Origin of the sequence: Pseudomonas sp., assembly GCF_049301935.1 — a bacterium.
In the GTDB taxonomy this organism is placed as follows: domain Bacteria; phylum Pseudomonadota; class Gammaproteobacteria; order Pseudomonadales; family Pseudomonadaceae; genus Aquipseudomonas.
Genome location: NZ_JBAQLP010000142.1, coordinates 1 through 20,689 on the forward strand (window position 1 = coordinate 1; position 20,689 = coordinate 20,689).

Genomic DNA, 20,689 nt, shown 5'->3' on the forward strand with positions numbered 1-20,689 from the left:
CGGCGGACCACCCCATCTCGCTCACGTCATCGATGAAGTCGCCGGCGGTGCGTTTGTGCTGGTTGTAGTAGTCCGACTGCTTCTTCAGCTTGGCCAGGACGCGGGAGGGATCCTCATCGGTCCAGTCGCTGAGCAGCACGACGTAGTCGCGGTCGTAGCTGAACGGCTCGGGCTCTTTCGCGTCGATCACCAGGGCGCCGTAGACCCCGACCTGCTCTTGCAGGCCAGAGTGGCTGTGGTACCAGTAGGTACCGTTCTGGTTGACCTTAAATCTGTACTCGTACATGCCGTCGGGGGCGATGCCGTGGAAGCTCAGGCCGGGCACGCCATCCATGTTGGCCGGCAGGATCATGCCGTGCCAATGGATGGAGGTATCCTCTCTGAGGCGATTGCGCACCCGCAGGGTAACCGTATCGCCTTCCCGCCAACGCAAAATCGGTCCGGGCAGCGAGCCGTTGATGGTCATGGCGGTACGCGCTGAGCCGGTAATGTTTACCGGGGTCTCACCGATAAACAGATCGAAATCGGTGCCACTCAGCACATTAGGTTGGCCAGGGCTGGTTACGGCCCAGACCGGCGTGCGCCACAGCCCCAACCCGCCCAGGATACCGGTGGCGGCCAGGCCTTTGACGAAGGTTCGCCTAGTGGTTTTGCTGTGCATGCCGTTGTGTCCAGTCAAATAAGCCGGAACTATCAGGACCGGCGTTGATGATATTGGCGACTTCAGTTTCAGTGGGCGCTGCCCTCTGCGGACAGCGCACCAGTCACTGCTGCCGCGAGCAGTATGAAACTGCCACATCTCCCCCCTCAGGGTGATTACATTTCTGTCAGCTTGGCTCAGCAGTTGGCGTGCTTGAGCTGCTTGCTCTGCTCGCCGGTGACCGGGGCCTCGCCTTTTTGTTGCTGAGCGAGCTGATTGGCTTCCATGGATGTCTGCCGGGCCTGCTCCATGCGAGCAAATGTACGCTCGGCGCCGCCTTCGGCCATGGCAAGGCTGGAAACACTGAGAGCGGCTACTACGAACAGCGCCTTGATCGATTTCATTTTGGATTCCTCGTGGGTTCGGGTAAGCCTCTGGATAACCGAGGCCGAGCATCAGGCTCGATGTCACCTTAGCCAGAGCGCCCTGTCAGAAGCCTGAACCGCACATTACAGTTCTGTCAGGTAGGCATTTCTTTCTTGTCGAGCCTCCCGCCTGCTCGGTAGTGTCTAACCAGTGTCCTTCCTCTGCCTTGCAAGCTTTGTGGAAAGGCATACCCGACCTGATCCGACACCACCAAGAGAGATAACCACCATGTCGACAAAATCCAACGCCGCCACCGGCGCCGCACTGGCCCTGGTTGCCGCCAGCCTCTTCACCACCCTGCCGGCACAGGCGGCGCAAGATGCCAAGGCGGCAGAAGTACAGTGCTTCGGCGTCAACGCCTGCAAGGGACAGAACGACTGCATGACCGCCAAGAACTCCTGCAAAGGCCAAGGCGAGTGCAAAGGCCAGGGCTTCAAGCTGATGACCCAGGCCAAATGTGATGAAGCCGGTGGCAAGACCAGCGAGTGATACCGCCCCGGGGAGTGCCTGCCACTCCCCTTACTGGAGCCGTGAATGAGCATGCGCAATACGCTGGGGTTTGGTCTTGGCCTACGCAGCGAGTATTACCAGCAGATCCTGGAGCAGCGACCCGCGGTCGACTGGTTCGAGATCATTTCCGAGAACTACATGGTAGAGGGCGGCAAGGCCCTCTACTTTCTCGACGCGATCAAAGAGCACTACCCCCTGGTGATGCATGGAGTTTCCCTGTCGATCGGCGGCTCTCACACCCTGGACATCGACTACTTGCGGCAGCTCAGGAAGCTGGCGGATCGGATCCAGCCCCATTGGATTTCCGATCACCTGTGCTGGAGCCGTGGCAATGCCCATCAGCTGCATGACCTGCTGCCCCTGCCGTTCACCGAGGAAAGCCTGCAGCATGTCGCCGCCAGGGTGCGCACGGTGCAGGACATCCTGGAGCGCCCCCTGGTGCTGGAAAACGTCTCCGCCTACCTGCAGTGGAAAACCTCCTGCATGAGCGAGTCACAGTTCCTTGCAGAGCTGTGCCAGCTGACCGGCTGCGAGCTGCTGCTCGATGTAAACAACGTCTATGTCAGCTCGCGCAATCAGGGATTCGATCCCTGGCAATTCATCATGGAGCTGCCGCATGAGCGGATCCGCCAGATTCACCTGGCCGGACACAGCGACTACGGACAGTACCTCATCGACACCCATGACGCGCCCATCGCTGATACGGTCTGGGCACTCTACGGCAAGACACTGGGCCAGCTCGGCGCGACCGCAACCCTAATCGAGCGGGACGACCACTTCCCGTCCCTCGACGAGCTTTTGGCCGAACTGAAGCAGGCGCGCGCGCTTGCCGATGACGCGCTGAACAGGGCTGAATCATGCAGCTGAACGCACTGCAGGATGCCCTGCAAGCCTACCTTGCAGGCGAATCCGATAGCCCTCCGGCCGAGCTGTTGGCGCAGCTTCAAGGCAGTACCGCGCTAGGCGCAGCCGACGGCCTGAGGATCTACCACAACGCCTACCGCGCGCGCCTGCTGGCGGTATTGCGCGAGGACTTCCCGGCGCTGCAGCAATGGCTGGGAGCGGAGTCGTTCGAGCAACTTGCGTTGGCCTATCTGGCCACCTGGCCGCCGCAGCACTACAGCCTTCGCTGGCTGGGCGAGAAGCTTCCCGAGTTCATCGCCGGCTACGTCGCGGAACCGCAGCTATCGCCACTGCGCGAGCTCGCCACGCTGGAATGGGCCTTTACCCTGGCATTCGATGCCGAGGACGCCGACGCGCTCTCGGCAGAAGGCATGAACCGCTTCTCGGCCGAAGACTGGGTCGCCCTTACGGCAACGCTGGTACCCTCTGCCAACTGGCTGGAGCTGCGCTACAACACGCTGGCGCTGTGGAAAGCAGCCAAGGACGGGGAGCCGCTCCCGGAGATCACCCGCCTGGCTATCGATTGCAGCTGCCTGATCTGGCGTCATGATCTGCTATCTAGGTACCGCAGTCTGGAACCTGATGAAGCGATGGCGCTGAGGCTGTTCGCAGGCGGTGAGCCCTTTGCCGGACTCTGTGAGTCGCTGCTCGCACGCCATGCCGAACAGGCACCAATGCAGGCTGCAATCTGGTTGCGACAGTGGGTGAGTGATGGGCTGTTGGTTCGATTTAAAGCCGAGGCATGAGGGCCACTGCAAAGCAGTGGCCCACTCCATTAAGCCAATTATGGGTACCGACAGCGCCCTAGGCGCCAATCGCAGCCCCAAAGCCGAGCTTCTGCACCAGATCGCGAATGACTGCCGCGCTTTCACCGGTGTCGACCGAAACTATACCACTGGCTCGGTCAATTTCGACTCGTGCATGCTGATCCAGGGACTGGATAGCTCTCGTGATCTTGCCCACACAGCTGCCACAGCCCATTCCCGTCACCTTCAAAACGACCATAGATCACCTCATCTCAGGAACGGCACCCGTTGCCGTACCCTCAGCATCAACCTTGCCACCTTGGCAAGGTCAAGCACCTGTGAACGAAGCATGAAAATCAGCGCCGGACAGGTCAGTGAAACGAACCCCATAAGGTTTCCAGCCAATAACAGGTGTGGCTAATCTATCCGTGTCTGCCGGAGGCGCAGCGCATTGAAGACTACCGACGCAGAGCTAACGCTCATCGCCAGGGCGGCAATCAACGGTGACAGCAAGTGCCCCGTCAGCGGGTACAGCAGCCCAGCCGCCAAAGGGATTCCCATCGCGTTGTAGAGGAACGCAAACGCCAGGTTCTGCCGCATGTTCTTCACCGTGGCCACCGACAGGGTGCGTGCTCGCAGGATGCCCATCAGGTCGCCCTTGACGAGGGTCACCTGAGCGCTGTTCATGGCCACGTCGGTGCCCGTCCCCATGGCAATACCCACGTCTGACCGGGCCAGGGCCGGCGCATCGTTGATCCCGTCACCGGCCATGGCAACACGTCGACCATAGCCCTGCAGATCGGCGACCAGCTTCTCCTTGTCCTGCGGTTTGACCTCCCCATGTACTTCTTCGATCCCCAGCTGCCTGGCGACGGCTTTTGCCGTCGTCAGGCCATCGCCGGTGGCCATGATGACTTTCACATCCTCGCTTTGCAGTCTGGAAACCGCCTGTTGGGAGGTTGGCTTGATTGGATCGGAAACGGCTAGAAGACCTGCCAGGCTGCTATCAATTGCCAGATAGATAATGCTGATGCCCTCTAGGCGCAGCTGCTCGGCACGATTGTGCAACGGGGTAATGTCGACGCCAGCATCAGCCATCAAGGCCGTGTTGCCTAGCTGCAATTGATGACCATCGACCAGCCCTCTCACACCAATACCAGAGCCAGACTCGAAGGTTTCCGGCTTCGCCAAGGCGAGCCCTACGCTGCGGGCATGATCGACGATGGCGTGAGCCAGCGGGTGCTCGCTGCCCTGGTCGAGGCTAGCGGCCAGGCGCAGCACCTCGCGGGGGTCATAGGCACCGGTGCCTTCCGCACTATGGAATACCGGGCGTCCTTCGGTCAGCGTTCCGGTTTTGTCGACAATGAGCGTGTCGATCTTGCAGAGGTTCTCGATAGCGCTGGCATCACGGAACAGCACACCGCTGCTGGCCGCCTTGCCCGTCGCGACCATGACCGACATCGGCGTCGCCAGCCCCAGGGCGCAGGGGCAGGCGATGATCAACACCGCCACGGCATTGATCAGGCCGAATACCCAGCCTGACTCCGGCCCGAATAGCCCCCAGCCGAAGAAGGTCAGGATCGCGATCAGGATCACCCCAATCACGAAATATCCCGCCACGGCATCGGCCATGCGCTGCATGGGCGCCTTGGAGCGCTGGGCTTTGGCCACCATCTGCACGATCTGCGACAGCATGGTTTCGGCGCCGACCTTCTGCGCCTCCATCACCAGGCTGCCATGGGTATTCAGGGTGGCGCCTATAAGGGAGTCGCCTGCCCGCTTGGTCACGGGTAGCGGCTCGCCGGTGAGCATCGACTCGTCGACCGCGCTCTCGCCCTCCAGCACCGTGCCATCCACAGGGACTTTCTCACCCGGACGTACACGCAGGTGGTCGCCCTGATGGACGTGGGTGAGAGGAATATCCTCCTCCTGGCCGTCGGGCAGGATGCGCCGCGCTGTCTTCGGGGCCAGCCCCAGCAGCGATTTGATAGCAGCAGAAGTCTGCGAGCGAGCCTTGAGTTCGAGCATCTGCCCCAAAAGCGTGAGCGAGATAATCACCGCAGCAGCCTCGAAATAGACGCCGATGCGGCCATCCTGGACGAAGGCTGCCGGAAACCATTGCGGTACCAAGGTAGCGAACACACTGTAGAGATAGGCAGCTGCCGTTCCCAAACCAATCAGGGTCCACATGTTGGGGCTACGGTGACGAATGGAGTCGATGCCGCGGGTAAAGAATACCCAGCCGCCCCATAGCGTCACCGGCGTCGCCAGAACCAGCTCAACCCAGTTCTGGGTCGTACCATGGAACAACTGCAAGGAGTGGCCAGCCATCGCCAGTACCGTGACGATGACGGTCAACGGCAGGGTCCACCAGAATCGCCGCGAGAAGTCTTTCAGCTCCGGATTTTCTTCCTCTTCCAGCTCTGGGATGACAGGTTCCAACGTCATCCCGCAGATCGGACAATTCCCTGGAGTCGGCTGGCGGATCTGCGGGTGCATCGGACAGGTGTATTCGGCGCCCTGACTCGCTGGAGCCGCTGGCTGCGGAGCAGCGGCAGGCTGGTTATGCCCTGCATGCGCCTGGTGGCTCATGTATTGATGGGGACTGGCCTGGAATTTCTCCAGGCACTTGTCACTGCAGAAACGATAGTTCTGCCCCTCAAAACTCAACCGATAAGGGCTGTCGGGCTTGACCTCCATCCCACATACCGGATCGTGATGACTGTCCGAGTGCCCGTGCGAGTGATTGGCATGATCCTGATCGTGCTGGCTGGAGGGGCTGTGCATACGGGCTATGTCCTATTGTCGTCCTTGGAAGCGGCAGAGCTGCCGGAATGGGAGTGGCCACCGTGATTGTGGCCAAACAGATGCATCAGCGGGCACAACAGCAGGATCAGGTATGGCAAGGCCTGCGAAAGATAGCCGTAATGCTCTCGCGCCACGTAGAAGACGCCGATGACAGCCAACATGATCAGCACGATACCGAACCGGCTCCTCCAGAAGGGTGGTTCAGTGGTACCAGGGTGATGAGAGTGGTCCATGACAATAGCCTCGATTCGACGGTATTGGGATCAGCATAGGTGGCTCAAGCCAGGCAGAGTTGACGCTCATCAATAGAGTCCGGCGCACGGTCACATTGACTGAGATAAAGCGCGACACCGACACGGCGCCGCCAGGCCAAAGGAGCAATCACGAAAGGCCTGAAAGTGGGGATAGTGCCTTGGCCACGAAATACCGCACACGCTAATACCTCAGCGGTTTCCATGGGAGCAGTCTCCTTCAGAAGGCAGTGGCGGGCAGCGCCAGTTCGGGGCGGAGCACGCAAGCCAGTATCCATGCCTGCACCCTAGACAAGTGAGCCTGTCGGCGACCTGAAGCCAGGATTACATTTTCGTAAGCTTCTGGTTGGTCACCCTGTTTGCCTGCACACTCGGGTCATGTCACATCAGGATCCGCGCGCATGAAACTACTGGTAGCCGAAGACGAGCCCAAAACTGGGGCCTACCTGCAGCAAGGGCTTACCGAGGCTGGGTTCACCGTCGACCGGGTCATGACCGGCACAGATGCACTCCAGCACGCATTGAGCGAGGCTTATGACCTGCTGATCCTGGACGTGATGATGCCGGGCCTGGACGGCTGGCAAGTACTGCGCATGGTGCGAGCAGCAGGCAAGGATGTTCCGGTGTTATTCCTGACCGCACGTGACGGTGTGGAGGATCGCGTCAAAGGCCTGGAGCTTGGCGCGGACGACTACCTGATCAAGCCCTTTGCTTTCTCGGAGCTACTGGCCCGGGTCAGAACGCTGCTGCGCAGAGGCAATGGCTCGCCCACCCCGACCACCATGAAAATCGCCGACCTGGAAGTCGACCTGATGAGGCGCCGCGCTATCCGTGGCGGGAAGCGCATCGATCTGACCGCGAAGGAGTTCTCATTGTTGGAGCTGCTGCTGCGGCGGCGTGGCGAGATCTTGCCCAAGTCGATGATTGCCTCTCAGGTATGGGACATGAACTTCGACAGCGACACCAATGTCATCGAGGTTGCCGTACGCCGGCTGCGCGCCAAGATTGACGACGACTTCGAGCTCAAGCTGATCCATACCGCTCGCGGCATGGGCTACATGATGGATGCGCCGGAGTGAGGATCACCCATCTTTCGCTGACCGCGCGCATGAGCCTGATGTTCATGTCCGTGGTGATTGCAGTCCTGGCCGCAGCGGGACTGGGTTTCAACATGCTCAGCCAACACCACTTCAAGATGCTCGATCAGCAGACGCTGGGCGAGAAACTCGAATCAACCCGGTACATCCTCAGCAATGCCGGCAATGGAGCAAGCCTTGCCGCCGAGTTGCCGCAACTGCGGGCCTTACTGGGAGCCCATCAGGATCTGACGGCAACCATTCTCGCCAGCGATGGTGCCGTGCTTTTTTCCGCTCCCGCGGCAGTCGAGATTCCCGACAGGTTCAGACGAGCCGCAAATGCCAGAATGTGGAACTGGCAAGACGGCGAGCACAAATACCAAGGTGTGACCGCCGAGATCCCGGTTCACGGGCAACCCCAACCACTCACCGCGATACTCGCTCTCGACGTCACCAGTCACGCACACTTTCTCGACACGCTGCAACGCTGGTTCTGGATTGGCCTGACGCTCAGCGCCCTGGTCAGTGCCGCGCTGGGCTGGGCAGTCGCGCGAAGCGGCCTCAGCCCGCTGCGCCAAGTCACGCAGGTCGCCACCTCGATCTCCGCCCGATCGCTACAGGAGCGCATCCCCCTGGGACAGGTGCCACAGGAGCTTCAGCAACTGGTTCTGTCCTTCAACGCGATGCTGGACCGGCTGGAAGACTCCTTCGTCCGGCTCTCCAATTTCTCGGCTGACATTGCCCACGAGCTACGAACCCCTCTCAGTAACCTGATGACTCACACCGAGGTCGTGCTGAGTCAGAAGCGAAATAATGAGGCCTACGAGGAAAACCTGTACGCCAATCTGGATGACTTGAAGCGCATGTCCCGAATGATCGACGACATGCTGTTTCTGGCCAAGGCCGATAACGGCCTGATCGTCCCGGAACAGAGCGACATCGAGCTGGCGGACGTTGCCGCCAAGCTGACCGAGTACTACCGCCTGCTGGCCGAAGAGCGTGACATCCGACTTTCTGTAACGGGTACAGGCCGAGTGCGTGGTGATCGGCTGATGCTTGATCGTGCGATCTCCAACCTGCTGTCCAATGCCCTGCGCTATACGCCTGAGGGGAAGACGATTTCGCTGCGGATCCGCCAGACAGCGGACACAACCAGTCTAAGCATCGAAAACCCAGGCGGCACAATCGCTCCAGAGCACTTGGAGAAGCTCTTCGACCGCTTTTACCGGGTCGATCCCGCCCGGCGCGAGGGAGGCCCGAGCAATGCAGGCCTCGGCCTTGCCATCACCCGCTCCATCATCGAGGCCCACAAAGGCCGCATCTGGTGCACTTCGGTAGAGGGCCTCACAGGCTTTCACATCGAACTTCCTCGGCTCTCTCCCTCCTAGCGGATGGCTGTGCAGCCAAGCGCACATGACCCCTAATGAAGTTAGCTCTGCACCGGTGTGTTGTGGCTTACGCCTATGTCTGGGCAGGAATGGCGTTTTCCGTAAGCACTCGCCGCACCGAAGACGACTGTCTCTATGGGGCCAAGCTGGCAGTCGCCGATTTCTTTTTCAGCCGCCTATTGCCACAAACTTAGGACTGGAAGCCTGCATTCGAGCGAGTAGCTCATCCCTCTATGGACTTTCCGCTGAACAGTTCTGACGATTAAGCGTGAGCGCGGTCTCGATACTGGAGACCGCGCTTTTTCAACCGTGGCACTGCAGAGGCGATCATAGGACTGAAAATCCTATAGTCCGCAGTTCCAACACACTCAGAGGTCCTTCACCTTCTTCAACGCATGCAACCCATGCAGCGCTTCATCCCAAAGGTAACCACCCAGCTTCGAGATACTCGTAAACCACTCACTGCGTGCGCCATCAATCAGCAGAATAACTCGACGATTACTGACGAAATCGCCATCAAAACTCATGGAGTAGTCGTCAATCTGAAGCCTGCCTCCTGGCTCGATCACCGAAGAAGCGGCAATACCATCGGCAAAGGCATTGCCAGCGGTTTGGTATTCATCAATACCTTCGTCCGTGCTGGCGTATGCATACAACTGCCTACGCAAGTAAGTGACAGACTGAGCGGTGCGATTCAGCAACCAAACCGGCTGCTTATCCGAGCACCGTGAAAAGAACGGAATAGCCAAGTAAAGCCCTTCAGGCGCTTCCTGCTCATAGGCATGTAAATTCGCCTGGGCGATAAGGTCCGCCACCTGCGAGCGGCGCCTGGCAAGCACATCAAAAACATCGTCATCCATTCTGGGGCGGCACCCGCTAAAAGACTCCAGGGCGGTGCAGGCCGACGTCAGCCGCGCATACCGAGCCAGCTCTTCTGCATGCTGCTGCGCCACTTGCGGATGGCATTGCTGCGCAAGGCGCGAGGCCAGGCCCATAACCTCATCGTGAATGGGTCTACGAAACACTTGATACTCCTTGATACCCAGCGCTCAAATCAGGCAACGTCTGAATAGGCATAAGCTAGATCTATGCAGAACGATACTGGTAGTCCCCAGCCTTTGTTACTGATTCTGGCTCAAGCGGTCGACACAATATCTATCAGACCAGCACTGCAGAAACGATCATAGGATCAAAAGTCCTATGGTCATTTCAGGTAAAAAAACGCCGGTCAATCGACCGGCCTCTTTACTATCTCGCTGCAGCGGCGCTGGCTATCCAGTCGTCGACTTCGTGCTTAAGCCAGCGGCTGGCTCGACCGATCTTCAACTGTTTCGGGAAGTCACCCTCTCGGATACGGCAGTAGATGGTCTTGCGGCTCAGGCCAACCTTGCGACTGACGGCATTGAAATCTAGGAGAACCATCTCAGACATAGGCCACCTCCAAAATCGAGGTACCAGTAGGAAGATGTAGGTGCAGCTGTGGTGATGCTTTCCTCATGTTGATCTACTCAGACGGATCGTGCCTTCGAGGCATTAGCTCTACTTTTCCATTTCCGCAGCGCATCAAGTAGACAACGACGCTGCGGCAAACAATGGGGCTCCGCACAACCCCAACGCCTGTATATTTTCACAGCGCCTTGGATTGATCAATAAAATACTTGACTTTACAGAAACTTATCCAATCTCGAACAAATCCAGCTGCTCAGCCTGATGCTCATCCTCATCAGAACCGTCGAGCAGACGACTCAGCGCCGCATCAAAAGCCTCCATGGTCGGGCGCATCTGAGGCAGTTTAGCTTCAGGGTTATTGCGATAGTGCGTAACGACAACACCCGTTTGCCCGTGTGACTGCAACGCGTCACTCTCGAAATCCTTGATGCCGTTACGCTGCATGAACTGCGTGCATGTGCGGCGAATATCACGTGGGCTAAATTTTGGGATGGGCTGGCCGTTCATTTTGGCGTGGTCAGTCGCAAACCACTCGCTCACCGCATGAGACAAACTGGACGCGTGAATCGGCTTTTGTCCACCAACACTCCAGGGGTATAAGGCCCCTGGAGACTGCAGGGCACGAACCTGTTCAAGTATCTGCAAGGCCCTGCGGCTTAAGGGAACGAAGTGAGCACGTTTTTTACTGCCACGTCCTTTGCTGTCGATGATCTTCAAGTACTTCTTTTGAAGGTTGTAGCTGGTCCAGGGCTCACGGATAAACTGGAGGGGACGCTGCCCTGCAGTAGCAAAAGCAAAGTGAAAGACGCGCGCCATAATCGCACCGACCGAATCGACCTTGGTGATGGTGTACCAAAATTGCTTAAGTTCCTTATCAGTCAGAGCGCGCTCGCCAGGTTTTGACGTGTTCGGGACAGTCACTGGATCCGCAGGATTCATCTGAAGTCCGTAGCTTTTAGTACTGCTTCGGTCGATATGATGCTCAGCTTTCAGACCGAAATTGAAAGCAGCCACGAGAAACGAACGAACCTTGCCCGCCTGACGCCTAGCGCCCCTGTCCCATATTGGTTTCAGCAGAAGATTCACATGCTCCGGCCTGACATCCTTGGCCTTCATATTCATGATGTTGAGCCGTTCCTCTCGGCCTTCCTCGCTCACGGCTACAACTTTCTCGCCTTCCAGATCCTTAGACAGCACACGCTCAAACTCCTTGATCTGCGCAGCTGAAACACCATCACGGCGACGGTCTTCGATGTAATCCCGGAACAATTCAGACAAAGTGCCTTTTGAAGCCTCTATTGCAGCAAGTCGCTGCTGCTCATGCAGCTGGCGCTGGCGCTCGGCCTGCCGGGTCTCTTCCTCGGCGGCGCACTTGGCCAGATAGGCTTTGATATCGCCGTGCTCTGCGGCAATCCTTGAGTAACCAGCTGCTTGCTCGCGCAGTTCAGCTAGAGAGAGCCCCGGGCTCTTCGGCGTCTTTTTATAGACCCCGAGCTTGATCAGCTGATCCAGCCCATTGTCTCGACGCCTGTAATAGGCTTCGACTGCGCCAGATGCTCGACACTTGAAAAGCAATGCGCCACTGCTTCTACCTGGCAGGGGATCAGTAGCTGTCTCCCCTGGCTTCAAGGCTTTAAGAGCGATATCCGTGAGATGCTTTCTCGCCGCTGTCTTGCTTGTGGTCCCCGCCATACGCCGCATCCTTGGTCACCACTTTGGTCACCGTTTCGAAGGTCATGCACGGCCATGACCAGAACCAAGGGGAAACACCTAACCCCTTGAATTTAGGATAACGCGCTAAATCGGCTTTTTTCGGGAGACGCTGGGAAACGACCAGAAACGTGCTTTTTACTCTCTCATAATCCTTTGGTCCACGGTTCGAGTCCGTGTGGGCCCACCAACTCCAAAGCCGCGCACTGCGCGGCTTTGGAGTTTCTAGCCGTCAGCCATTCTGCCTTTCCACAAACGCAGTAAACCCCTGCAGTGGCAATGGCTTGCTAAACAGATAGCCCTGAAACTGCATACAGCCGTTGTTCAGCAGAAACTCCTGCTGCGTCTGGGTTTCCACGCCTTCGGCAATCACGTTCATGCCCATGCTTTGTGCCAGGGCGATAACGGTGCGCACAATGGTTTGGCTGCTGCTGTCGGTGAGCAGGTCGCAGACAAAAGATCGGTCGATTTTCAGGGTGTTGAGGGGCAGGCGTTTGAGGTGGCTGAGGGAGGAGAAGCCGGTGCCGAAGTCGTCCAGGGAGAAGCGCACGCCGCGCTCGACCAGGGCATTCATCTTGCGCAGCAGATCGTCGATGTCTTGCACGATCAGGGTTTCGGTCAGTTCCAGGTCGAGGCGGCGGGCGTCGATGGCGTGTTCGTCGATCAACCGCAGCATGTCCGCCACAAAGCTGCTCTGGCGAAACTGCTTCTGGCTGATATTCACCGCTAGGCCGATGTCGGCATAGAGCGGGTCGTCCTTCCAGCAGCGCAGCTGGCGAATGGCTTGCTCCAGCACCCACTGGCCGATGGGGATGATCATGCCGGTGTTTTCTGCGTGGTCAATAAACTCGCCGGGGGCCATAAGCCCACGCTGCGGGTGTTGCCAACGGATCAGCACTTCGGCGCCGATTACCTTGCCGGCGCGGTTGAGTTGGGGCTGGTAGTGCAGCACAAACTGCTGCTCACGGAGCGCCACATCCAGGTCGCGGTCGAGCAGCGAGCGCTCGGCGGTATCGCTTTGCAGAATATGCAGCAGGGCAAACAGCATCAGCATGGCGGCAATGGCCTGCAGCCAGGAGCCGGTGACTCGCACTTCATCCGGCAGGTGGTAGGCGCTGGTCGGGCTCCAGGGGGATGAAGCCAGCACGGTAAACAAAACCAGGCAGAGCACTGCAACGCCGTAGCGCAGCCAGAGTTGCTCATCACGAAAAGCCATCAGCGCGGCGACGGCAATCGGCAGTAGGTACAGGTGAGTCGCGCGCGGCGCGGCGGCTGTGTGCGGGTCCATCAATAAGGTAGTGCCGATAATCACCAGGATGATCACGCCGAACAGCAGTAGATTGGCCAGGCGCACGCGGTTGCGCAGGGTCAGGCTAAACACGCCAAGGCCGCAGAGGATCATCAGCAGGTCCATCAGGACGATGCCCCACTCGCCGCGCTGGGTGAAAAAGACGCCCCAGAAACTGCCAACCAGCAGCAATACCAGGCTGGCCAGCATGCGCATGCGCCGCTCGCGGCGTTGACCGATGAGGACCAGATCGGGTGAATGCCAGAGCCTGATCACTTGCTTGAGAAAAGCCGACAGTACGGTCATTGAAAGTCCCTGTATGACCTGTTGCTTCGCCAAGGAGGTCGCCCGAAAGCAGGCCAACCCAGCGGTTGATCGGTAAGCCAGGTTGAGTGTAGTCGGCGCAGCAAGGGCCTTCTGCACGATTGTCGGTGACGCAGGCAATGCTTAATCGGCGCGGTGCTCGGCCTCGGCACTGTGCCGCCCGACCAGGCGGTTGCGGCCCAGCTCTTTGCCGCGATACAGGCGCCGATCGGCGCAGCGGTAAAGCTGCTCGGCGGTGCCGCCATCGACGGGCCATTCAGCCAGGCCGAAGGTGGCGGATAGGGCAATGTTTTCATCACCGTAACGCAGCGGCTGGCTGCACAGCTGCGTGCGCAGGCTTTCCACCAGCGGTTCGGCGCCTTGGCCATCGGTATTGCGCAACAGCAGGCCGAACTCTTCGCCGCCCAGGCGGCCCAGGGTGTCGGTGGCGCGCAGCCGCTGGCTAAGGCTGTTGCAGATATGCCGCAAGGCCTGGTCGCCGGCATCGTGGCCGTACTGGTCATTCACCGCCTTAAAATGGTCGACATCCAATACCACCAGCACCAATTTGGCGTGGCTGCGTTGCGCCTCACGAATGCTCTGCTCCAGGCTTTGCTGAAAGCTGCCACGGCTGGCAACGCCGGTCAGCGCATCGGTACGCGCCATATGCCGCAACTGCTGGTAGGCCGCGGCGCGGCGGGCTTCATAGAGGTGGACGAAGACTAGAATTATTACCCCGCAGAACACTGCATTGCCCAGATCAATCAGGCTTTTGGCATCGCGCTGGATCGGGTAGGTGTACAAGTACAACAGGCAGGCACCGATGACGAAGGGCAGCGACAGCAGGCTGCCGCGCTTGCGCCCAAGCAACAGGTAGGACAATACGGGAATGCTGTAGATCCAGACGAAGGCGGTTTTCGAGGCATTGGGGATGACGATGATGTACAGCAGAAAACTGAAGGTCGGCAGCAGGTAGAGGTAGATCCAGGGCAGCAGGTGGCGCACCCTGACGATGCGCCAGGCGCCCCACAGCAAGACTCCAGCTGCCACCAGCTCGAAGCTGGCAAGCGGGTAGTTGCCAGCCATAAATTGCAGCACGCAGAACACCCCGAGGGTCAGCCCGGTGGTGGCAAAGATCATGCGGATCAACGAACGCCGGCCGACATCCTGCAAGTCGTCAACGGCGGCGCTGTTATCACTGCCCGGTTTGGTTCGCGGTCGAAAAAACATGGCCCGGTGCTGCATGGATGGCGATTTGATAGCTCACTGTGCCTCAACTGCTAGGCCTTTGACCAGACTGCGAAAGGTGCTCCAGGTGCGCCTGCGCTCACGCTGTTGGCCGCAGCGGCAGCAGCTGCTGGGCAAACGGCCGCGCGCACGGTTTCATCGGGGTAGATATCGGTATCGCCGCTGATCGCCGGGTCGACCAGGGCGCTGGCCGCGCGATTGGCGTTGGCGAAGAACACTGTGTTGGTCAGCTCGGCGATGGCCTCGGGGCGCAGCATGTAGTCCGATAAAGGTGTGGGCGGCCTTGGGGTGCGGCACGTCGGCGGGAAGCGCCAGGGTGTCGAACCACAACAGGCTGCCTTCACGCGGGATGCGCTACTGCAGCTCGAACGGCTGTTTGGCCTCCAGGGAGCTTTCAGCGGCCATACAGGCGGCGCCGTTGTAGGTCAGCGCCAGGCAGACTTCGCCCTTGGCCAGGTCGTTGATATGCCGGCCGAGCTGGAGCGCCGCCTGCTGCAGGGCCAGCTGCACCTGGCCATCGGCTATTTTTCCGGCAACCAGGCGGCGCTGGATTATCAGCCGCTGTTTCGCGAGCGCCAGGTGCTGTTTTGCGCGGCGCGGCATGGGCTGTTCAGGCGCCCGCAGATCAGCCTGGAAGACCTGCAACAGGCCGACCGGGTGCAGCATCCCTACCGCTTTGTGCAGGCGCGCGAGCCGTTTCAAAGCGCGCCCAGCTCGGCGCAGACCGAACAGCTGGACGGCGCGCTGGCGTTTATCCTCTCCGGCCGGCATATCGGCTACCTGCCCGAACATATCGCCGCGCCCTGGCTGGCCTGCGGCCGCTTGCGCGCATTGCAGGCCGATGAGCTGGGTTTTGCCGTGCAGTTTCACCTGGCCAGCCATCGCGGCCAGTACCCCAGTGATGCGCAGCGGGCGTTTAACGAGGATGTGCTGCGGGCCTTTGCGACGGCTGATCGATAGCACGACAGGCGACCTACGTGTCGCCTGTCGCCGGAAGCGCGTAGCGCCGCGGTGGCTCAGGTGGGCGCTGCCAGTGCGCGGCCAGTTGGTCAATGGCGGCGATGGTGTGGATGATGTCCGCGTGGATGGTGGCGCCGCGCAGTTCTGCCTCAAGCGCATCAGGCTCAGCTTCAAGCTGTAGATGCGGATCAAACAGCCCGGCGGTGACGGGTTGCAACAGGTTCATGGCTCTCTCCTTGCCGCTGAAAAACGGCATGACGGGGTCAGGAGGCAGTGCAATGAAGGGGCGAACGCCCTAAAGGTGGTTGTTATTGGCCGCTTCAGCATTGCCCGATTTGATGACCAGGGCATGACAGTGCGACGCGGTTTTACAGTCTACCGCCTGCGGCGCAGGGTCAAGCCGCACCGCCGGACGGTCAGCCGCGAGCAGTGAGCAAGGGCGGCATCGGGCAGTCGAGGATATCCGCCACCGCGCGCATCAGCTCGGCCTCGGCGGGTTTGATCTGGCCGTCATGCTCGATGCAGCGCGCCATGGCTTTGAGCAGCTGCGGCTTTTGCAGCGGCCAGAGCAGGCTCAGGCGCCGCAATGCAGGTTCCAGCGCCGCTAAGCCACTGGCGCTGGCCGGCAGCAACTGTTCGAGCGGGAATGGCAGCTCGCTGCCGGCATGTTTGAACGCGAGCTGCGCGGCAGGCTCATCCATGCCGCCGGCGCGGGCCAGCAGCGACAGCACCACGCGGGCTTCGTCGGCCAGCTCCTGCAGTTGGTAGCGGCTGGTCTGCGCGCGTACGCCTTCGACATTGCGCTCGACAATGCGCAGCAGCGTCCATTCCAGCAGCGCGACCCGGCCATCGGCGCGAATCAGCAGGGCCAGGTTGGCTTTGAGCGTGGCGAACTGATCGGTCGCCAATTGTTTGAGGGCCGGCATGGCCAGGTCCAGCAGCGGCAAACGCATCCCCGGCGCCAGCAAGCGCAGTGGTTCGCGCAACTGCTCGAGCTGGGCGGCAACCTCGGCGGCAATGCGCGGCTGCAGCAGCTGTAATTGCTGCGCCGCTTGCGCCTCGGCAGGGTCGAGCAACAGGCCGTAGAGCAACGCCTGGGCGCCACTGCAGCTGTGCGCCGCCTCGCTCAAGGCAAGATCCAGCTGCGCCAGGGTGCTACGTGCGGCCAGCAGATGCGCTGCCTGTGGATCGCCAATGGCGCCAATCGCCGCACTCGCCGAGGCCGCGCTCAAGCCCGGAGCAAAGGCGCTCAGATCATGCAGATTGACGGCCGACTCACTGGCCACTGCCGCTGGCGATGCGGAGCTAAGCTGCGCCACATGCGGGTAACGACCATCCCAGCCGGGCGTGATGCGGCGGATGCGCTGATCCAGGGGCGGATGGGTGGCCAGCATGCCGTCCAGCGCCTGACGCACGCCGGCGGCGAAATACATATGGCTGAACTCGGCGGCATGCCCGGCCTGCAGCTGCGAGCCAGACAGATTGCCGCCAATCTTCTTCAACGCCCCGGCGATGCTCTCCGGGTTGCGGGTGTACTGCACCGCCGAAGCGTCGGCAAGAAACTCGCGCTGACGGCTGACGGCGGCCTTGATCAGGTTGCCGAAAAAAGTCCCGGCATAGCCCAGCAGCCACAGCGTGACGCCAATGGCGAGCACGATCGCCACCGAGTTGTTACGGCTGGAACGGCCACTGCGCCCGCTGCTGCGCAGCAGAAAACCGCCAATCAGACCCAGCAGCAGAATGCCGTGCAGCACTGACACCAGACGCGTATTGAGGCGCATATCGCCATGGAAGATATGGCTGAACTCATGGGCAATCACACCCTGCAATTCATCGCGACTGAGCTGACAGATCGCCCCACGGGTAATCCCGATTACTGCATCCTGCGGCGTCAGGCCGGCGGCAAAGGCATTGATCCCGGCATCATCGAACACATACACCGGCGGCACCGAGGTGCCCGAGGCCAGGGCCATTTCCTCCACCACATTGAGCAGCCGGCGCTCTTCGAGGTTCTGTGGCGACAGGTTGATCAAGCGCCCGCCCAACCGCTCGGCGATCGCCTGGCCGCCACGGCTCAGCTGCAGCTGCTTGTACAGACTGCCCAGCAGCACCACGCCGATTACCGCCAGTGCCACGCTGCCCACCAGTGGCCAACTGGGCAGCAGACTGCCTGGGCCATCCAGCAGGCCCAGGGAACTCTGCTCGTTGCCGAATAACTGCCAGATCGCCCCCAGCGCCAGGCTGGCCAGGGTGATCAGGCTAAGCACCGCCAGCACCATCAGAATCAGCAGGCGCCCGCTGTTACGCCGGGCGCGCTCCTGTTGCTCGAAGAAATTCATCGTGCCGAGCCCTTAACTTAGAACGACACCTGCGGCGCTGCCTGAATCGCCACGCTGTCGGCGAACTCCAGCAGGCTGGCGTCCTGGGCGTGGCCGAAGCTGGCGGCCAGCAATACCGGCGGGAACGCCTGTTTGTAGGTGTTGTAGGCCATCACCGCATCGTTGAAGGCCTGACGGGCGAAGGCCACCTTGTTCTCGGTGCTGCTCAACTCTTCACTGAGCTGCTGCATATTCGCCGAGGCCTTGAGGTCCGGGTAGGCCTCCAGCGTCACGTTCAGGCGCCCCAGGGCGCTGTTCAGCAGCCCTTCCGCGCCGCCCAGCTGCGCCATGCTCTGCGCATTGCCCGGCTGCGCCGCAGCGGCCTTGAGCCCGGTCACCGCGTTATTGCGCGCGGCAATCACCGCCTCCAGGGTTTCCCGTTCATGGGCCATATAGCCCTTGGCAGTTTCCACCAGATTAGGGATCAGGTCATAGCGACGCTTGAGCTGCACCTCGATCTGCGCAAAGGCGTTCTGGAAGCGGTTACGCAGGGCCACCAGCTGGTTGTAGATGCCAATCACGTAAAAGATCAGCGCGGCGACAACCGCCAGGAAAATCAGCGTGGAGATGGACATGGGGCAATCCTTATCGCATGCGGGAGAAAAACAGATGGTAGCGGAAAAGCGCTGCAGCGAATGCTCACCGGCGCACCCTGGCGGCATGCCCAGGTAACGCCAATCCCAAAGCCAACTTACACAGCGTCATACCGCCCGGCTATGGCGCAGAAAAACCTTGGCAAAATAGACCGACCGGTCTATATATTTAATCCATGAAAAAGACCACGACCCGCGACAAACTGATCCACGCCATGGCCGATGCCCTGCAACGCAAGGGACTGCATGGCGTTGGCCTGAATGAACTACTGGAAATTGCCGGCGCGCCCAAGGGCAGCCTTTACCACCACTTCCCGGGCGGTAAAAGCGAGCTGGCGGTGGCGGCTATCGAGCATATCAGCCGGCATATCGACGGCCTGTTCAGCCAGCTTTTTGCTCAGCAGCCGGACCCGCTCAAGGCGCTACACCACTGGTTGCAAGGCGCCCTGCAGCAGCTGGAGACCAGCCAGTTCGAGCGCGGTTGCCCGCTGGCCACCATCGCCCTGGAAAGCGGTCCGGAAGATCTAGAAATTCGCGCCGCTCTGCAGCGCAGTTTCACCGCCGTGCGCCAGGCCCTGAGCGCGCAACTGCATGCCTACGGCTACCCCAGCGAACAGGCGGATAACCTCGCCGCGCTGTTTGTCGCGTTGTATGAAGGCGGGCTGCTGCAAGCCCGCGTGGCCGGCAGCAGCGAGCCCCTCAAGCGCGCCGCCACTGCCCTGTTCAACCTGACCCGCGAACAGTTTCCCGGAGGAGTCCGCCCATGAACACACCAGCCATCCTTAGCGAAACCCTGCAACTGCCGGCCCTCGACGGTTATCCGCTCACCGCCACGCTGTACCACGCCCCGCAGCCGCTGGCGCAACTGGTCATCGCCGGGGCCACCGGCGTGCCCCAGGGTTTCTACCGCCGCTTTGCCGAGTATGCGGCGCAGCGCGGCTACAGCACCCTGACCCTGGATTATCGTGGCATCGGCCACTCCAAGCCGGCCAGCCTGCGCGGCTTTGCCATGGATTACCTGGACTGGGCGCACCTCGACCTGGCCGCTGCGGTCGATCAGCACCGTCACCCGCAGCGGCCGCTGTATATGGTCGGCCATTCCTTTGGCGGGCATGCCTTCGGCCTGCTGCCGAACCATGATCAGGTTCAGGGTTTCTACACCTTCGGCACCGGAGCCGGCTGGCACGGCTGGATGCCCAAAGCCGAGCAGCTACGCGTGCTGACCATGTGGCGACTGATCGGCCCACTGCTGACCCGCTACAAGGGCTACCTGGCCTGGAGCAAACTGGGCATGGGCGAGGATTTGCCGCTGGGCGTGTACCAGCAGTGGAAACGCTGGTGCAGCTACCCGCGCTATTTCTTCGAAGACCCGCAGATGCCGGATCTGGCCGAGCGCTTCGCCCAGGTCAGCACACCGATCATTGCCGCCAACGCCCTGGACGACCTGTGGGCCCCGCCCGCCTCACGCGACGCCTTTATGGCCGCCTACAGCGCCGCGCCCTATCAGGCACGGACCATCGACTCCGCCACCAGCATCGGCGCCATCGGCCATATGGGCTACTTCCGCCCGGCTGCGCAGACGCTGTGGGATGAAACGCTGAACTGGTTTGCCGAGCTGCAGGCACAGCGCCAAGTCGTCTGATCAGCGGACAGCCGTAGGTCAAGCCGAGCGGTAAGCGAGGTATGTCGCTTGGCGAGCGCGACGGCCCGAAGGGTGGCTGCCATGGATGGCAAGCCATAAAAAAGAAAACCCCGCATTGCGGGGTCTTTGCAGACTGTTTGCTGACATCCTTGATCTGCTTGCCATCCTGGCAGCTGTCCCACGTATCCTTGTTGCTAAAGTGCGCTTCCTGCGCGACGTCCACAGGCAGCAGATTAGCCATCGGCCGGTACCCGGCATAGTGGCGATCTGCAGCACGCCATGTAAGCCAAAACCTACACGGGGTGTTTTCCAGTAGAACCGAGCAAAAGCTCGGCTTTATTTTGTGACGCAGGTCTTGTTAGACTCGAGC

The 20,689-nt window shown here is 60.4% G+C and carries 23 protein-coding genes; 8 read left to right on the top strand and 15 right to left on the bottom strand.

Annotated elements, in window-relative coordinates; translation table 11 throughout:
• The coding region (locus tag WA145_RS18420; protein ID WP_422582958.1) for a multicopper oxidase domain-containing protein at positions 1–661 on the bottom strand (661 nt) is incomplete at its 3' end.
• A gap of 176 nt (positions 662–837) precedes the next feature.
• Complete coding sequence (locus WA145_RS18425) at positions 838–1,044, bottom strand: co-regulatory protein PtrA N-terminal domain-containing protein (protein WP_233685280.1); 207 nt, start codon at positions 1,042–1,044, stop codon at positions 838–840.
• A 250-nt stretch (positions 1,045–1,294) separates the two neighbouring features.
• Between WA145_RS18425 and WA145_RS18430 the strand changes: the two genes are divergently transcribed.
• From WA145_RS18430 to WA145_RS18440, 3 genes are read left to right on the top strand one after another with little or no spacing between them, the layout of a single operon-like run.
• On the top strand, positions 1,295–1,555 hold the full coding sequence (locus WA145_RS18430; RefSeq protein ID WP_233685281.1) for a hypothetical protein: 261 nt from the start codon (positions 1,295–1,297) through the stop codon (positions 1,553–1,555).
• Positions 1,556–1,600: 45 nt separating this feature from the next.
• Positions 1,601–2,443, top strand: a complete 843-nt coding sequence (locus tag WA145_RS18435; RefSeq protein WP_233685282.1) for a DUF692 domain-containing protein — start codon at positions 1,601–1,603, stop codon at positions 2,441–2,443.
• Positions 2,434–3,225 carry a DNA-binding domain-containing protein gene (locus tag WA145_RS18440; RefSeq protein ID WP_233685283.1) on the top strand — a complete coding sequence of 264 codons (792 nt, stop codon included), beginning with the start codon at positions 2,434–2,436 and terminating at the stop codon, positions 3,223–3,225. Before WA145_RS18435 ends, WA145_RS18440 begins: the two co-directional genes overlap by 10 nt.
• A 58-nt stretch (positions 3,226–3,283) precedes the next feature.
• Here WA145_RS18440 and WA145_RS18445 read toward each other — a convergent pair whose 3' ends face one another.
• The 3 genes from WA145_RS18445 to WA145_RS18455 all read right to left on the bottom strand — a co-directional run bounded on the left by WA145_RS18445 (position 3,284) and on the right by WA145_RS18455 (position 6,266).
• Entirely contained in the window at positions 3,284–3,484 is a 201-nt protein-coding gene (locus WA145_RS18445) for a heavy-metal-associated domain-containing protein (protein WP_233685284.1), read from the bottom strand.
• A gap of 158 nt (positions 3,485–3,642) precedes the next feature.
• Complete coding sequence (locus WA145_RS18450) at positions 3,643–6,012, bottom strand: heavy metal translocating P-type ATPase (RefSeq protein ID WP_233685285.1); 2,370 nt, start codon at positions 6,010–6,012, stop codon at positions 3,643–3,645.
• Between the two features lie 5 nt (positions 6,013–6,017).
• Complete coding sequence (locus WA145_RS18455) at positions 6,018–6,266, bottom strand: DUF2933 domain-containing protein (RefSeq protein ID WP_233685286.1); 249 nt, start codon at positions 6,264–6,266, stop codon at positions 6,018–6,020.
• Positions 6,267–6,685: 419 nt separating this feature from the next.
• Here WA145_RS18455 and WA145_RS18460 point away from each other — a divergent pair, with 419 nt between their 5' ends.
• Together WA145_RS18460 and WA145_RS18465 are read left to right on the top strand one after the other, a co-directional pair.
• Positions 6,686–7,363, top strand: coding sequence for a heavy metal response regulator transcription factor (locus WA145_RS18460; RefSeq protein WP_233685287.1), 678 nt, complete (start codon positions 6,686–6,688; stop codon positions 7,361–7,363).
• A 2-nt stretch (positions 7,364–7,365) separates the two neighbouring features.
• Complete coding sequence (locus tag WA145_RS18465; RefSeq protein WP_233685791.1) at positions 7,366–8,748, top strand: heavy metal sensor histidine kinase; 1,383 nt, start codon at positions 7,366–7,368, stop codon at positions 8,746–8,748.
• Between the two features lie 368 nt (positions 8,749–9,116).
• Here WA145_RS18465 and WA145_RS18470 read toward each other — a convergent pair whose 3' ends face one another.
• The 7 genes from WA145_RS18470 to WA145_RS18500 all read right to left on the bottom strand — a co-directional run bounded on the left by WA145_RS18470 (position 9,117) and on the right by WA145_RS18500 (position 15,256).
• Complete coding sequence (locus tag WA145_RS18470; protein WP_392541734.1) at positions 9,117–9,773, bottom strand: hypothetical protein; 657 nt, start codon at positions 9,771–9,773, stop codon at positions 9,117–9,119.
• A 223-nt stretch (positions 9,774–9,996) separates the two neighbouring features.
• A complete protein-coding gene (locus WA145_RS18475; protein WP_033981666.1) occupies positions 9,997–10,179 on the bottom strand; it encodes a helix-turn-helix transcriptional regulator in 183 nt (60 codons plus the stop codon).
• A 243-nt stretch (positions 10,180–10,422) separates the two neighbouring features.
• Positions 10,423–11,889: a tyrosine-type recombinase/integrase gene (locus WA145_RS18480; RefSeq protein ID WP_422582959.1), complete on the bottom strand. Its 1,467-nt coding sequence runs from the start codon at positions 11,887–11,889 to the stop codon at positions 10,423–10,425.
• 250 nt (positions 11,890–12,139) lie between these two features.
• Positions 12,140–13,501, bottom strand: coding sequence for a putative bifunctional diguanylate cyclase/phosphodiesterase (locus tag WA145_RS18485; RefSeq protein ID WP_422582960.1), 1,362 nt, complete (start codon positions 13,499–13,501; stop codon positions 12,140–12,142).
• A 141-nt stretch (positions 13,502–13,642) separates the two neighbouring features.
• The gene (locus WA145_RS18490; protein WP_422582961.1) at positions 13,643–14,728 is read right to left on the bottom strand and encodes a GGDEF domain-containing protein; all 1,086 of its coding nucleotides are present in this window, start codon (positions 14,726–14,728) and stop codon (positions 13,643–13,645) included.
• A 50-nt stretch (positions 14,729–14,778) separates the two neighbouring features.
• Positions 14,779–15,003, bottom strand: a complete 225-nt coding sequence (locus WA145_RS18495) for a hypothetical protein (RefSeq protein ID WP_422582962.1) — start codon at positions 15,001–15,003, stop codon at positions 14,779–14,781.
• A gap of 97 nt (positions 15,004–15,100) precedes the next feature.
• Positions 15,101–15,256, bottom strand: coding sequence for a hypothetical protein (locus WA145_RS18500; protein WP_422582963.1), 156 nt, complete (start codon positions 15,254–15,256; stop codon positions 15,101–15,103).
• Here WA145_RS18500 and WA145_RS18505 point away from each other — a divergent pair.
• A complete protein-coding gene (locus tag WA145_RS18505; RefSeq protein WP_422582964.1) occupies positions 15,212–15,706 on the top strand; it encodes a substrate-binding domain-containing protein in 495 nt (164 codons plus the stop codon). The two genes, WA145_RS18500 and WA145_RS18505, sit on opposite strands and share 45 nt — an antisense overlap.
• 13 nt (positions 15,707–15,719) lie before the next feature.
• Here the strand turns inward: WA145_RS18505 and WA145_RS18510 are convergent, their stop codons facing one another.
• The 3 genes from WA145_RS18510 to WA145_RS18520 form a co-directional block, all read right to left on the bottom strand.
• Complete coding sequence (locus WA145_RS18510) at positions 15,720–15,932, bottom strand: hypothetical protein (RefSeq protein ID WP_422582965.1); 213 nt, start codon at positions 15,930–15,932, stop codon at positions 15,720–15,722.
• Positions 15,933–16,122: 190 nt separating this feature from the next.
• On the bottom strand, positions 16,123–18,045 hold the full coding sequence (locus tag WA145_RS18515) for a M48 family metallopeptidase (protein ID WP_422582966.1): 1,923 nt from the start codon (positions 18,043–18,045) through the stop codon (positions 16,123–16,125).
• Positions 18,046–18,062: 17 nt separating this feature from the next.
• Positions 18,063–18,659, bottom strand: coding sequence for a LemA family protein (locus WA145_RS18520; RefSeq protein WP_422582967.1), 597 nt, complete (start codon positions 18,657–18,659; stop codon positions 18,063–18,065).
• A 194-nt stretch (positions 18,660–18,853) separates the two neighbouring features.
• Between WA145_RS18520 and WA145_RS18525 the strand changes: the two genes are divergently transcribed.
• Together WA145_RS18525 and WA145_RS18530 are read left to right on the top strand one after the other, a co-directional pair.
• Positions 18,854–19,444, top strand: coding sequence for a TetR/AcrR family transcriptional regulator (locus WA145_RS18525; RefSeq protein ID WP_422582968.1), 591 nt, complete (start codon positions 18,854–18,856; stop codon positions 19,442–19,444).
• The gene (locus tag WA145_RS18530; RefSeq protein ID WP_422582969.1) at positions 19,441–20,319 is read left to right on the top strand and encodes an alpha/beta fold hydrolase; all 879 of its coding nucleotides are present in this window, start codon (positions 19,441–19,443) and stop codon (positions 20,317–20,319) included. The genes WA145_RS18525 and WA145_RS18530 overlap by 4 nt, the downstream gene beginning before the upstream one ends.
• Positions 20,320–20,689 lie beyond the last annotated feature (370 nt).